Origin of the sequence: Streptomyces olivoverticillatus, assembly GCF_014203555.1 — a bacterium.
GTDB classification, from domain to species: Bacteria; Actinomycetota; Actinomycetes; order Streptomycetales; family Streptomycetaceae; genus Streptomyces; species Streptomyces olivoverticillatus.
This window is the reverse complement of sequence record NZ_JACHJH010000003.1, coordinates 314,093-326,586: the sequence shown is the minus strand read 5'-3', so window position 1 is coordinate 326,586 and position 12,494 is coordinate 314,093. Positions and strand designations below refer to the sequence as shown.

Genomic DNA, 12,494 nt, shown 5'->3' with positions numbered 1-12,494 from the left:
CTCCTAGTGGCTCGGTACGGTCGCGTCGGCTGCCGTCCGGCGGCGTCGGTGGCCGGGCGTCTTGTGGGAGCCGAGCCCCCCGGGCAGGTCGGTGCGGCCGCGGACGTCGAGCTTGCGGTAGACGTTGGTGAGGTGCATCTCCACCGTGCGGGGGGTGATGAACAGGGCTTCGGCGATCTCCCTGTTGCTGACGCCGCGCTTGGCCAGCGCGGCGATGCGGCGCTCGCTCTCGGTGAGGGAGTCCAGCGGGCTGGCGGCGAGCTGGGGCATGCGGCCGCCCGCGGTGACGAGCAGGTTGCGGGCGACGGCGCCGAGCGCGTGGTAGCCGCAGCGGGTGGCCAGTTCGATGGCGAGCCGCAGGTGGCGGCGGGCCGCGGGGGCGTCGTCGCGGCTGAGGAGTTCGTGCCCGAGCTGGTAGGCGGCCTTGGCGTGTTCCAGGCGGGCCGGTGAGTCGGCGAGGACCTCCAGGGCCTCGGAGAGCAGGTCCAGTCTGGCCCGGCCTCCGGTGGCCATGGCGGCGGCGAGGAGGCCGGTGCCGCGGGCTCTCGGCGTGCCCCAACGGCGGATGGACTCCTCGGCGCGGGCGATGGTAGCGGCGGCTTCGACGCCGCGGCCGAGGCGGGAGAGGGTGGTGGTGGCGGGCAGCCACCAGGGGGCCAGCACGGGGTTGGTCACCCCGGCCTCCGCGAGGCTGCGCCCGCACTGCCGCCACACCTCCAGGGCGCCTTCGAGATCGCCCAGTTCGCGGCGGGCGCGGCCCTTGGCGTAGAGGTAGTGGTGCCATTCCCAGATGTGCCGGTCGGTTCCCCGGCCGCCGATGCGGTCGAGGATGGCGTCCGCCTCGTCGGCCCGGCCCTGGGAGAGCAGGGCGGTGCTCAGCGCGATGTGCGGCATGGGCGTGCCGGCCGTCCGCTCGCTCTGTGCGGCGAACTCGACGGCGGCGCGGGCGGCGTCGAGGGCGGCGGTCACGTCGCCGATGCCGTGCAGGGTCAGGGAGCGGTTGGCCAGTGCCGCGATGTGCAGCCGGGGCTCGCTGCGGGCGCGGGTGGTGGCCAGGGCGCGCTCCAGTCCGGTCAGCGCCTCGTCGGCCTCGTCGGCGAGGCCGAGGACGAGGGAGGAGCCGAGCACCCACCATCCGGCGGGGGCGGCCTCCTCGACCCGCAGCGCCCGGCGGGCGAGCGAGGCCGCTTCGCGGGCCGGGCGGCCCTCCAGCGCCGCGTAGGCGCTGGCCACGGAGAGCAGCCGCCGCTCGGCGGGGCTGTCGCCGAGCGGTACGGGCCAGGCGCGGGCCCGTTCGCGGACGGTGGCCATGGCCGCCTTCTCGTTGACGGCGGTGACCAGCAGGGCGGCTTCGACGGAGGTGCGCAACTCCCGGTCGGCGAGGGTGACTCCGGCGCCGGGGCCGTCCGGCAGGGCGTCGAGGACGGTGCCGAGCACCCGGACCGCCTCGGGGGCGTTCGGGGTGCCCACGGCCGCCATTCCGTAGTCCACGGCGATGGCGGCGCGGTCGTGGGGGCCGACGGCGGTGTCGAGGGCCTGGCGCAGGTGCCACAGGGCCATGGCGGGGGCCACCTGGGCGGAGGCCTTGGCCAGTTCGACGCGTACGTCCTTGCGCTGGGTCTCGGTGAGGGCGGCGGTCAGGGCGCGCTGGAGGTAGCGCACGGCGGCCTTGGCGGTGGCGCGGCCGGGCGCCTCGGCGGCGGCGTCGCGCAGGACGGCCAGCATCCAGGGCTCGTCGACCTCGGCGAGCAGCACCAGTTGGTCGGCCACCTCGGTGGCGGGCCGGCCGGTGTCGTTGAGGACCCGGGCGGCGCGGGCGCGCAGCTCCTCCAGACCGGGGGCGGGCAGGTCGGCGAGGACGGCGGTGCGCACGGCGTCGCTCATGGTGTCCGGGGTGCCGGGGGTGATGACCTCGTGGCGGCGCAGGGCCTCCATGGCGGCCGCCATGCGCTTGCCGGTGACCCCGGAGACGGCGGCCAGCAGGTCGGTTTCGGCGCGGCCGAGGACGGCCAGGGCGCGGGCCACCTGCCGTACGTGCCGGGGCTGCCCGGCCAGGCTGTCCGGCACCGAGGAGGCGACGACTCCGTCGCCGAGCGCGCCCAGTTTGTGCACTCCGGCGGCGTCGGGACGCACTCCGGCCTCGCGCAGCCCGGCGAGCAGACGGTGCAGCAGCTGGGGATTGCCGCGCGAGATCTCGGCGCAGCGCCGTACGAAGCGCTCGTCCGGGGCGGCTCCCAGGGCCTGGCCGACGATCCGGGAGGTGGCGCCGTCGCCGAGCGGTCCGAGTTCCACCAGGGCGCAGCGGTCCTGGGCGAGGAGTTCGGCGAGGACGGGCGTGCCGGGGCCGTGGCAGTCGGTGCGCTGGGACAGGAGGACGAACAGGGGCCGGGTGGCGGCCCTGCGCAGGATGAAATCGACGCCTCTGAGGGAGGTCTCGTCGCACCACTGGGCGTCGTCGAGGACGAGGGCGAGCGGCCCTTTGTCCATGAGGCCCACGGCGTGGCCGTGCAGGAGGCGATGGACGGCGTAGGCGTCGCGGGCGGGAGGGGCGGGGGGTGTGCCGCGGGTCAGCTCCGGGCCGAAGAGGGCGCCTGCGCCGCGGCGGCCGGTCCCGGCGTCGTCGAGGCGGCCGGTGTGGTGACGGACGGTGATGCCCGCCGCCCTCAGGCGGTCGGCGACGGCGGCCAGCAGGCTGGTCCTGCCGATTCCGGCGGGGCCGCGGACGAGCACGGCGCGGGCGGCGCCGGCGCGCGCCCGGGCAGCGTGCCGGATCAATCCGTTGAGCTCGACGGAACGGCCGACCAGTTGGCGTATACCGCCTTGACCTGCATCGACACTGACCGCCACGGCGTTCCCTCTTTCGTGAAGCCCCGTTCGACCTGCAACTCGACCTTGTCAGTCGACGTGTGGAAGACAGCCTTCATGAGCCGACTTGCACGGTCAAGATCGGAAACGACGGTAACAGTCCGTCTGGTGAGGACCCATCACGTTTCAGACAGAATGGCGGCTACGCACGGCCAAGTTGGACAGTCTGTCCCAGCTCGCCTACTGGGCGTACCCTGATGACAGGCTTGGTTAACAGAATGACGTCAGACGACGGATTCAGCCCAAAAATGAACGCACCAGCCGGACGTGATATCCGACAGACATATGACTCCTGTACGCTGCGGCGTTCCGCCCGTCCGGCCGGGGCGCCCCCGATCGCTTCCCGGCCGTCACCGACAGACCGGAGCGACCCGTGCAGCTACATCTGGACCCCGCAGCCGCCCTGCGCCCGGGCAGCGCCTTCGACGCTCCATGGCCGGACGCCCTGAGCAAGCCGTCCGAAGGAGTGCTCGACCTCTGGCTGCTGCACACCCCCGACCCCTGGCTCGCCTCCGCCGACCTCGACCAGTCCCCGCTGGACGAGCGCGAGCGCGCGCAGGCGGCCTCCTTCGTGCACGCCGTGGACCGCACCAAATACGTGGCGGCGCACCTGACCCTGCGCAAGGTGCTGGGCGCCTATCTGGGCCTGTCCGCCGGGGAGGTGCGCTTCACCCGCGAGCCCTGCCCCTGCTGCGGCAAGCCGCACGGCCGGCCCGCCGTCGAGGCGGCGAACGCCCCGCACTTCTCCATGTCCCACGGCGGCAACCTCGTGCTGATCGGCGTGGCCGCCTCCCCCGTCGGCGTGGACACCGAGCAGCTTCCGGCGGCCCACACGGTCGCGGAGGTCTCCGAGGTGCTCCACCCCGCCGAGCGCCGCGAGATCATGGCGGCCCCGGTCGTGCGCAGGCCCGCGGTCTTCGCCCGGCTGTGGGTGCGCAAGGAGGCCTATTTGAAGGGTCTGGGCACCGGCTTCGGCCGCTCCCCCGACCTCGACTACGTCGGCAACGGCGGACCCGGCACGCCTTCCTGGCCCGCCGGGTGGACGATCGTGGACGTACCTGTGGGAGCGGGCCACGCGGCCGCCGCCGTACGTGGCCCGCTCCACAGCCGCTATGACGTCAGGCGGCTGAATCCCGAGGGCTTGCTCACTTCTTGAGGACCCACTCGCCGGTGTCCTTGGCCATGCCGGAGTCCAGCGTGTACTGCACGGCCTTCGGCTTGGTGCCGTCCGGCACCGAGAACACGACCCAGCCGAGGGCCTTCTCGCCGGCGCCCAGGTTCACCGTGCCCGGGAAGGTGGGGCCCTCGGTGATGTTGGCCAGGGTCTGGGTGTAGTTCTGGCCGTTCGTGTCGACGAGCTTCGCGCCGTTGGCCGGAGCGTCCGTGTAGGTGCCGCTGCCCTTGTTGACGAGCTCGAACTGGGCGGCGACCCAGTGCTTGCCCGCGGCCGGCTTCATGAACTTGTTGTTGCTCTGGGCCGGGTCGGCGAAGCCCTTGAGGGTGACGGCGACCTGCTCGCCGTCCTTGCCCTTGAGGGTGAGCGTGTCGCTCGAGGAAGGCTTCGAGTCCTGGCCGGTGCTGCCGCCGCCCGACGTGCCGCCGCCCTGGGGCGCGGGGCTCTTGTCGGCGCCGGCCGAGCTGCTGGGCTTGGAGTTGTCGACGTTCTGTCCATCACCGTTGCAGGCGGTGGCGGTGGCCGCGACGGCGATGACGAGCGCAGCGGTGGTGAGATGACGACGCATTAGAGGAATCCCCCGTGGTGGTTCGTTTTGACGTGCACATTCTTACCGCCCGCCAGAACCAAGATCGACCACGAGGGGCCCCTGTGGGACTCCTGTGACAATCAAGTGATCAAATCGTCGAAGCCCCTTCGCCGCATCACCGGGTGAAACGGACCTACTGGACCAGGGTCGCCCCCTACCGGATCGGCACCCCCGACACCGCCCGGGCGATCACCAGGCGCTGGATTTCGCTGGTGCCCTCGAAGATCGTGTAGATCGCCGCATCGCGGTGCATCCGCTCCACCGGGTACTCGCGGGTGTAGCCGTTGCCGCCCAGGATCTGCATGGCCTGCGCCGTGACGGTCTTGGCCGTCTCACCCGCGAAGAGTTTGGACATCGAGCCCTCCGCCGCCGTGAACGGCTTCCCCGCCGTGGCCATCCAGGAGGCACGCCAGACGAGCAGGCGGGCCGCGTCTATACGGGTGCGCATGTCGGCCAGCTGGAAGGCGATCCCCTGGTTGTCGATGATCGGGCGGCCGAACTGCACGCGTGTCTTGGCGTAGTCCAGGGCCACTTCGTACGCGGCGCGGGCGATGCCCACGGCCTGGGCGCCGACGGCCGGGCGGGAGGCTTCGAAGGTGGCCATCGCCGCGTTCGCCACCCGCTCGCCGCCGACCTTGCCCACGCGCTCGCGGGCCCGGGCCAGCCGCTCGTCCAGCTTCTCCTTGCCGCCCAGCAGGCAGTAGCCGGGGACGCGGACGTCCTGCAGGACGACCTCGGCGGTGTGGGACGCGCGGATGCCGTGCTTCTTGAACTTCTGGCCCTGCGACAGGCCGCGGGTGCCCGGCGGCACGATGAAGGAGGCGTGGCCCTTGGGGCCGAGGTCCGGGTCGACCACGGCGACGACGACGTGGACATTGGCGATGCCGCCGTTGGTCGCCCAGGTCTTGGTGCCGTTCAGCACCCATTCGTCCGCCGCCTCGTCGTAGCGGGCCCGGGTGCGCATCGCCGAGACGTCCGAGCCCGCGTCCGGCTCGGAGGAACAGAAGGCGGCCACCTTCACGTCCGTCGCGTCCCCGTACATCTGCGGCACCCAGGTGCCGACCTGCTCCTCGGTCCCGTTGGTGAGGACGCTGATCGCGGCGAGCCCCGTACCGGCGATGGCCAGGCCCAGACCCGCGTCACCCCAGAACAGCTCCTCCAGGGTGAGGGGGACGCCCAGGCCCGTGGGGTCGAAGAACTGCTGCGCGTAGAAGTCGAGGGAGTACAGGCCGATCTTGGCCGCCTCCTGCACCACCGGCCAGGGGAACTCCTCGCGCTCGTCCCATTCGGCGGCGGCCGGACGCATGACGTCCGCGGCGAAGCCGTGAATCCAGTCACGGACGCCCTTCTGGTCGTCGTTGAGCTCCAGCGCGAACTCCCCCATGGCCCCTCCCGGCATCGTTACCTGCGGTAACGCGAGTATGTTACCCATGGGTAGCGGGTGTCAACGCCCCCGCCCCTCGAATCCGCTCCGTGGAGCGGGTGTTACGTTGCGCAGGCATTACGAATCACTGGGCGGGGAGGCACGTCTTATGGAGACCAGTCAGCGGGACGACCAGCAGCGAGCGGCTGAGCAGCGGCGCAGGGAGTTGCTGGAGGCCGCGGACCGGGTGGTGCTCAGAGACGGGCCCGGGGCGTCGATGAACGCCATTGCGGCCGAGGCGGGGATCACCAAGCCGATCCTCTACCGCCACTTCGGGGACAAGGGGGGCCTCTACCGGGCGCTGGCCGTCCGGCACACCGATGCGCTGCTCTCCGGGCTGCGCGCCGCGCTCGACTGCCCGACGGGACGGCGCGAGCGGGTCGAGGCGACCTTGGACAACTACCTGGCGGCCATCGAGGCACGACCCCAGGTCTACCGCTTCCTGATGCACCCCGCCGACGAGGTCCAGGGCGCGGAGTCGGGCTTCGACGTCGGGCGGCACTCCGCTCCGCTGCTGCGCCGCCTCGGGGAGGAGCTGGCGCAGGTGATCATCGAGCGGGTGGAGCTCGGGCCGGACGGCGAGGAGGTGGCGCGCGCCTGGGGGCACGGGATCGTCGGCATGATGCACGCCGCGGGCGACTGGTGGCTGCGCGAGCGGCCCTTCCCGCGGGAGCGGCTGGTGCGGCACCTCGCGGATCTGCTGTGGGGGCGGCTGGCCGCCTCCGGCAATCTGGCCGGCGGGCCGGCCTTCTGACGCCGCCCCCGGCCGCCGGGCGGGCGGATCAGCCCGTCCGGCCGCGCAGGACGGGGGTCAGACCGCTCCGCCGGGCGGCCCGCAGCACCCGCTGCCGGCGCAGGCCCGTCAGGTGGTCGACGTAGAGTCCGCCGTCCAGGTGGTCGCACTCGTGCTGCAGGCACCGGGCGAAGAATCCGGTGCCCGACACCCGCACCGGGCTGCCGTCCGCCGTGCGGCCCTCCACCACGGCTTCGTCGAAGCGCGGCGTCCCCGCCTCTATGCCCGGCAGGGACAGGCAGCCCTCGGGCCCGCGCACCGTCACCCCCTCGGCCGTGACCAGCCGCGGGTTGACCAGGTGTCCGAGGTGCCGGAGGTCCTCGTCATCAGGGCAGTCGTAGACGAAGACGCGCAGGGGCACGCCTATCTGGTTGGCGGCGAGCCCCACGCCGCCCGCCGCGTACATCGTGGCGAACATGTCCTCGACAAGCCGCGCAAGGTCCGGACCGAAGTCCGTGACCTCCTCGCAGGGGGCGGCCAGACCCGGGTCTCCGAGCAGCCTCATCGGCCGCACACGTCCTGAACTGCCGGGAATGGTGCCTCTTCGCATGGGCCCAAGCGTACGTTCCCGGGGCCGCGGGTTCGGGCCCGCGGCCGCTTCTCGATAGGCTGATCCCCGACCGAAGCCTCCTGGCTGGCAATTCGGCGCGGAGGGGGCGTTCCACCGGCTGACCAGGAACCAGGCACGGCGCCGGAACAAGGAGGATCTAGGACGATGGCAGGCAACTCGGGGCCGCTGTCGCCGCGGGCCAAGCTGGCCGTGACGGCAGGCAAAGCGGCTGCGGCGGTGTCGCGCGCAGCGGGCCGTGGCAGTGGGTCGGTGATCGGCGGCAAGGTCGCGCTCAAGCTCGACCCCGACCTGCTGGCCCGGCTGGCCACCCACCTGGACGTGGTCCTGGTGTCGGCCACCAACGGCAAGACGACCACGACCCGCCTGATCGCGGAGGCGCTGCGCGCCAGCGGTCCGGTGGTGTCGAACGCGCTGGGCGCCAACATGCCCGCAGGCATCACTTCCGCCCTGGCGGGCGGCTCGGACGCGCGCTACGGCGTGATCGAGGTGGACGAGAAGTACCTGGCGGGCGTCGCACGCGACGTCTCGCCCAAGGCCATAGCGCTGCTCAACCTCTCGCGCGACCAGCTCGACCGCGCCGCGGAGACCCGCATGCTGGCCGAGAAGTGGCGCGAGGGCCTGGCGGGCACCAAGGCGGTGGTGATCGCCAACGCCGACGACCCGCTGATCGTGTGGGCCGCCTCCTCCTCGCCGAACGTGGTGTGGGTGGCGGCCGGGCAGGAGTGGAAGGACGACGCCTGGTCGTGCCCCTCCTGCGGCGGCGTGATGCAGCGCCCGGGCGACGACTGGTTCTGCGGCGAGTGCGGCTTCCGCCGCCCCACCCCGAGCTGGGCGCTGTCGGGCGACTACGTCCTCGACCCGCACGGCTCGGCCTGGCCGATCCACCTGCAGCTGCCGGGCCGGGCCAACAAGGCCAACGCCACCACCTCGGCGGCCGTGGCCGCCACCTTCGGGGTGCCTCCCCAGGTGGCGCTGGAGCGGATGTACCAGGTGCAGGCGGTCGCCGGCCGGTACGACACGGTGCACTTCCTGGACCGCGAGGTGCGGCTGCTGCTGGCGAAGAACCCGGCCGGCTGGCTGGAGACCTTCTCCCTGATCGACGGCCCGCCGGCCCCGGTGATCCTCTCGGTGAACGCCCGCGGCGCGGACGGCACCGACACCTCGTGGCTGTGGGACGTCGACTACACCCGGCTCGCCGGGCACCCGATCTTCGTCATCGGCGACCGCAAGCTCGACCTGGCGGTGCGCCTGGAGGTCGCGGGCGTGGACTTCCGGGTCTGCGAGACCGTGGACGAGGCCGTGCAGGCGGCGCCGCCCGGCCGGATCGAGCTGATCGCCAACTACACGGCGTTCCAGGACATCCGCCGACGCGTCGGCAACTGACCCGCGGACAGCACTCAAAGGATTGTGAGCATGAGCCAGAACAGTCTGCGTGTGGTGTGGGTCTACCCCGACCTGCTCAGCACCTACGGGGACCAGGGCAACGTCCTGGTCCTGGAGCGGCGTGCGCACCAGCGCCGCCTGGACGTCCAGCGCGTCGACGTACGGTCCGACCAGCAGATCCCCACCTCCGGGGACATCTATCTGATCGGCGGCGGCGAGGACCGTCCGCAGCGGCTGGCCGCCGAGCGGCTGCGCCGCGACGGCGGTCTCAACCGGGCCGTGGCCAACGGCGCGATCGTCTTCTCGGTCTGCGCCGGCTACCAGATCCTGGGCCACGAGTTCATCAACGACCTGGGCCAGCGCGAGCAGGGCCTGGGGCTGCTGGACGTCGTCAGCACCCGGGGCGAGGGCGAGCGCTGCGTCGGCGACGTGCTCGCCGACATCGACCCCCAGCTGGGCCTGCCCCCGCTGACGGGCTTCGAGAACCACCAGGGCGTCACCCATGTGGGCCCGAACGCCCGCCCGTTCGCCCGGGTGCGGTTCGGCAACGGCAACGGCACCGGCGACGGCACCGAGGGCGCGTACAACGACACCGTCTTCGGTACGTACATGCACGGCCCGGTCATGGCCCGCAACCCGCACATCTCCGACCTGCTGATCAGGCTGGCGCTGGACGTCAACGCCCTGCCGCCGGTGGACGACCGGTGGTACGAGGCGCTGCGCGCCGAGCGGATCGCCGCGGCGACACAGCCCGCATAGCGGACGGTCGCACTCCCCGCCGCCCTCGGCCGGTTAGGGTGGCGGGGATTCCCACCGGACGACGGGGTCCGGTCACCGGCCCTGTTACGAAGGTTGGCCCTGTCATGCGCATCGGTGTGCTCACCTCCGGCGGCGACTGCCCCGGACTCAACGCCGTCATCCGGTCCGTCGTGCACCGTGCGGTCGTCGACCACGGCGACGAGGTCATCGGCTTCCACGACGGCTGGCGCGGCCTGTTGGAGGGCGACCACCGCCCGCTGGACCTGGAGGCCGTGGCCGGCATCCTGGCCACCGGCGGCACCGTCCTCGGCTCGTCCCGGGTGCAGCCCGCGCAGCTGCGCGACGGCGTGGAGCGCGCCAAGGCCCATGTGGCGGAGCTCGGCCTGGACGCCGTGATACCCATCGGCGGTGAAGGCACCCTCAAGGCGGCCCGGCTGCTGTCCGACGCCGGACTGCCCGTCGTAGGCGTGCCCAAGACCATCGACAACGACATAGCGGCCACCGACGTCACCTTCGGGTTCGATACGGCGGTCGGGGTGGCGACCGACGCCCTGGACCGGCTGAAGACCACCGCCGAATCCCATCAGCGGGTGCTGATCGTCGAGGTCATGGGCCGCCACACCGGGTGGATCGCCCTGCACTCGGGCATGGCCGCCGGGGCCCACGCCATCGTCGTCCCCGAGCGGCCCTTCGACATCGAGGAGCTGGCCGAGACGGTCGGCAGGCGCTTCGCGGCGGGCAAGCGGTTCGCGATCGTCGTGGTGGCCGAGGGAGCCAAGCCGCGCGAGGGCTCGATGGCGTTCGAGACCGGCGCCACCGACGTCTACGGGCACGAGCGGTTCGCCGGCGTCGCCCGGCAGCTCGCCGGGGAGCTGGAGCGGCGCCTGGGCAAGGAGGCCCGTCCGGTGATCCTCGGCCATGTGCAGCGGGGCGGTACGCCCACCGCGTACGACCGGGTGCTGGCCACCCGCTTCGGCTGGCACGCGGTGGAGGCGGTGCACGCGGGCGCGTTCGGCATGATGACGGCGCTGCGCGGCACGGAGATCACGCTGGTGCCGCTGGCCCGGGCCGTCGAGGAGCTCAAGACGGTGCCGTGGGAGCGCTACTCCGAGGCGGAGTGCGTGTTGTGAGCTGAGATCCCCCTCGTCTCCGGGTCCGCCCCCGGCCGGAGCTCCGGCCGGGGGCGGCTCTAGTCTGGTCCCGGCGCATTGGTGCGAAATGGGAGAGAGCGGATGGATCACAGCGGGCACGGCATGATGCACATGGACATGCCGCCGTTCACGCTGGGGCGCGGTCTGCAGTTCAGCGGCGAACCGTTCTTCATGATCGGCTGTCTGCTGGGGCTGGCGCTGTACGGCTGGGGCGTGGTGCGGCTGCGGCGGCGCGGTGACGCGTGGCCGTGGGGCCGGGTGGTGGCCTTCGTCCTGGGTGTGCTGACCGTGGCGCTGGTGATGTGCACCAAGCTCAACGACTACGGCATGGTCATGTTCAGCGTGCACATGGTGCAGCACATGGTTATCAGCATGCTCTCCCCCATCCTGCTCCTGCTCGGCGCGCCGGTGACGCTGACGCTGCGCGCGCTGCCGGCGGCGGGCCGGGGCCGCAGGGGACCGCGCGAGTGGCTGGTCGCCCTGCTGCACAGCCGCTACATGCGCATCATCACGCACCCGGCGTTCACGATCCCGCTCTTCATCGCGAGCCTCTACGCGCTGTACTTCAGCCCGCTCTTCGACTTCCTGATGGAGACGAAGACCGGCCACATCGCGATGATGGTCCACTTCCTCGCCGTCGGCCTGGTGTTCTTCTGGCCGATCATGGGCGTGGACCCCGGCCCGCACCGGCCGGGCTACGTGATGCGGATGCTGGAGCTGTTCGCGGGCATGCCGTTCCACGCGTTCTTCGGCATCGCGCTGATGATGGCGACCCAGCCGATGATCGGCACGTACATGCACCCGCCGGCCTCGCTGGGCATCGACGCCCTGTCCGACCAGACGGCGGCGGGCGGCATCGCCTGGGCCTTCAGCGAGATCCCCTCGGTCGTGGTGCTGATCGCCCTGGTCTACCAGTGGTACCGCTCCGACCAGCGGCAGGCGAAGCGCTCGGACCGCACGGCCGACCGGGACGGCGACAAGGAGCTGGCGGCCTACAACGCGTATCTGGCCTCGCTCCGGGCGCGGGAACAGTAGCCGCACGGCACGGGTATGGCGGTACGGACCGCGGTGGGGAGACCATGGTCTCCTGGCCGCGGTCCGCGCGTTTGTACGCCCCCGCGTACGCCCCGACGCCGCAGCGGACCGCCGTGAGGAGGTGCCCGGTGCCCGCAACGGCGAAGACGATGTTCTGGCTGACCATGGCCGGTCTGATCCTGGTGACCGCCTACTCGGTGACGATCGGCAGCGACGGGTGGCTGTGGTTCACGTGGGTGGTGCTGGGCCTGATGACCATAGGGACGCTGGCGGCGCGCAGGACCTGAGCCCCGGAGCCCGCAGGCTCGAATGGCCCAGAAGGCTCAGAAGGCTCAGAAACGGAAGACCGGGCCGGTCTCGGCGTCGAGGACGCAGGCGTTGGGGAAGACCTTCCGCCAGGCGATCCGGCTGCCCTCCCAGTCGCCGTCGGCGGTGGCCGTGACCGGGTCCTCCTCCTGGGTGCAGGCCCTGCTCCGGTCGGCGGTGAGCCCCTCCGGGCGGCCGTGGGCCGCCTTCAGGCTCGCGCACGCCTCGGCGCCGTGCGGATGGTGTCCCTTCGGCGCCGGGCACTCCAGCCGCACCCCTCGGATCCAGGTGTTCCGGGAGCCGGAGACGGTGAGCAGGAGCCTGCCTCCGTCCCGTTCGTCGGCCGTCGCGGGGGTCAGCGGCAGCGCGAGGAGGGTGGTGGCAGCCGTGGCGGCGGCAGCGGTGGCGCGTACGGACATGGGTGGGGTCTCCTCGGCGGGGCGGC

12 protein-coding genes are annotated in these 12,494 nt (G+C 72.3%); 7 read left to right on the top strand and 5 right to left on the bottom strand.

Annotated features, from left to right (window positions below; all coding sequences use genetic code 11):
* Nucleotides 1-3: 3 nt before the first annotated feature.
* The gene (locus FHS39_RS11995; RefSeq protein WP_184349253.1) at nt 4-2,847 is read right to left on the bottom strand and encodes an AAA family ATPase; all 2,844 of its coding nucleotides are present in this window, start codon (nt 2,845-2,847) and stop codon (nt 4-6) included.
* 391 nt (nt 2,848-3,238) lie between these two features.
* Between FHS39_RS11995 and FHS39_RS11990 the strand changes: the two genes are divergently transcribed.
* Nucleotides 3,239-4,021 carry a 4'-phosphopantetheinyl transferase family protein gene (locus FHS39_RS11990; RefSeq protein ID WP_343069527.1) on the top strand — a complete coding sequence of 261 codons (783 nt, stop codon included), beginning with the start codon at nt 3,239-3,241 and terminating at the stop codon, nt 4,019-4,021.
* On the opposite strand, the gene FHS39_RS11985 is transcribed toward FHS39_RS11990, so the two are convergent.
* Together FHS39_RS11985 and FHS39_RS11980 are read right to left on the bottom strand one after the other, a co-directional pair.
* Nucleotides 4,011-4,607, bottom strand: coding sequence for a DUF4352 domain-containing protein (locus FHS39_RS11985; RefSeq protein WP_184349252.1), 597 nt, complete (start codon nt 4,605-4,607; stop codon nt 4,011-4,013). The genes FHS39_RS11990 and FHS39_RS11985 overlap by 11 nt on opposite strands.
* 175 nt (nt 4,608-4,782) lie before the next feature.
* Complete coding sequence (locus FHS39_RS11980; protein ID WP_184349251.1) at nt 4,783-6,012, bottom strand: acyl-CoA dehydrogenase family protein; 1,230 nt, start codon at nt 6,010-6,012, stop codon at nt 4,783-4,785.
* Nucleotides 6,013-6,160: 148 nt separating this feature from the next.
* On the opposite strand from FHS39_RS11980, the gene FHS39_RS11975 reads away from it, so the two are divergent.
* Nucleotides 6,161-6,805 (top strand): TetR/AcrR family transcriptional regulator, encoded by a 645-nt coding sequence (locus FHS39_RS11975; protein WP_184349250.1) that lies wholly within the window; start codon nt 6,161-6,163, stop codon nt 6,803-6,805.
* Between the two features lie 28 nt (nt 6,806-6,833).
* Here the strand turns inward: FHS39_RS11975 and def are convergent, their stop codons facing one another.
* On the bottom strand, nt 6,834-7,394 hold the full coding sequence (def, locus tag FHS39_RS11970) for a peptide deformylase (protein ID WP_184349249.1): 561 nt from the start codon (nt 7,392-7,394) through the stop codon (nt 6,834-6,836).
* Nucleotides 7,395-7,559: 165 nt separating this feature from the next.
* Here def and FHS39_RS11965 point away from each other — a divergent pair, with 165 nt between their 5' ends.
* From FHS39_RS11965 to FHS39_RS11945, 5 genes are all read left to right on the top strand, one after another.
* Nucleotides 7,560-8,798 (top strand): Mur ligase family protein, encoded by a 1,239-nt coding sequence (locus tag FHS39_RS11965; protein ID WP_184349248.1) that lies wholly within the window; start codon nt 7,560-7,562, stop codon nt 8,796-8,798.
* Between the two features lie 30 nt (nt 8,799-8,828).
* Entirely contained in the window at nt 8,829-9,557 is a 729-nt protein-coding gene (locus tag FHS39_RS11960) for a type 1 glutamine amidotransferase (RefSeq protein ID WP_184349247.1), read from the top strand.
* A 104-nt stretch (nt 9,558-9,661) separates the two neighbouring features.
* Nucleotides 9,662-10,687: a 6-phosphofructokinase gene (locus FHS39_RS11955; protein WP_184349246.1), complete on the top strand. Its 1,026-nt coding sequence runs from the start codon at nt 9,662-9,664 to the stop codon at nt 10,685-10,687.
* A 102-nt stretch (nt 10,688-10,789) separates the two neighbouring features.
* The gene (locus FHS39_RS11950; RefSeq protein WP_184349245.1) at nt 10,790-11,743 is read left to right on the top strand and encodes a cytochrome c oxidase assembly protein; all 954 of its coding nucleotides are present in this window, start codon (nt 10,790-10,792) and stop codon (nt 11,741-11,743) included.
* 128 nt (nt 11,744-11,871) lie between these two features.
* A complete protein-coding gene (locus FHS39_RS11945) occupies nt 11,872-12,030 on the top strand; it encodes a hypothetical protein (protein ID WP_184349244.1) in 159 nt (52 codons plus the stop codon).
* A gap of 45 nt (nt 12,031-12,075) precedes the next feature.
* Here FHS39_RS11945 and FHS39_RS11940 read toward each other — a convergent pair whose 3' ends face one another.
* Nucleotides 12,076-12,468: an SSI family serine proteinase inhibitor gene (locus tag FHS39_RS11940; protein ID WP_184349243.1), complete on the bottom strand. Its 393-nt coding sequence runs from the start codon at nt 12,466-12,468 to the stop codon at nt 12,076-12,078.
* Nucleotides 12,469-12,494: the final 26 nt, after the last annotated feature.

Bases quoted from the DNA above. Each gene is read 5' to 3' on its own strand.
- FHS39_RS11985 (WP_184349252.1), bottom strand. From the start codon at position 4,607: ATGCGTCGTCATCTCACCACCGCTGCGCTCGTCATCGCCGTCGCGGCC.
- FHS39_RS11980 (WP_184349251.1), bottom strand. From the start codon at position 6,012: ATGGGGGAGTTCGCGCTGGAGCTCAACGACGACCAGAAGGGCGTCCGT.
- FHS39_RS11975 (WP_184349250.1), top strand. From the start codon at position 6,161: ATGGAGACCAGTCAGCGGGACGACCAGCAGCGAGCGGCTGAGCAGCGG.
- def (WP_184349249.1), bottom strand. From the start codon at position 7,394: ATGCGAAGAGGCACCATTCCCGGCAGTTCAGGACGTGTGCGGCCGATG.
- FHS39_RS11965 (WP_184349248.1), top strand. From the start codon at position 7,560: ATGGCAGGCAACTCGGGGCCGCTGTCGCCGCGGGCCAAGCTGGCCGTG.
- FHS39_RS11960 (WP_184349247.1), top strand. From the start codon at position 8,829: ATGAGCCAGAACAGTCTGCGTGTGGTGTGGGTCTACCCCGACCTGCTC.
- FHS39_RS11955 (WP_184349246.1), top strand. From the start codon at position 9,662: ATGCGCATCGGTGTGCTCACCTCCGGCGGCGACTGCCCCGGACTCAAC.
- FHS39_RS11950 (WP_184349245.1), top strand. From the start codon at position 10,790: ATGGATCACAGCGGGCACGGCATGATGCACATGGACATGCCGCCGTTC.
- FHS39_RS11940 (WP_184349243.1), bottom strand. From the start codon at position 12,468: ATGTCCGTACGCGCCACCGCTGCCGCCGCCACGGCTGCCACCACCCTC.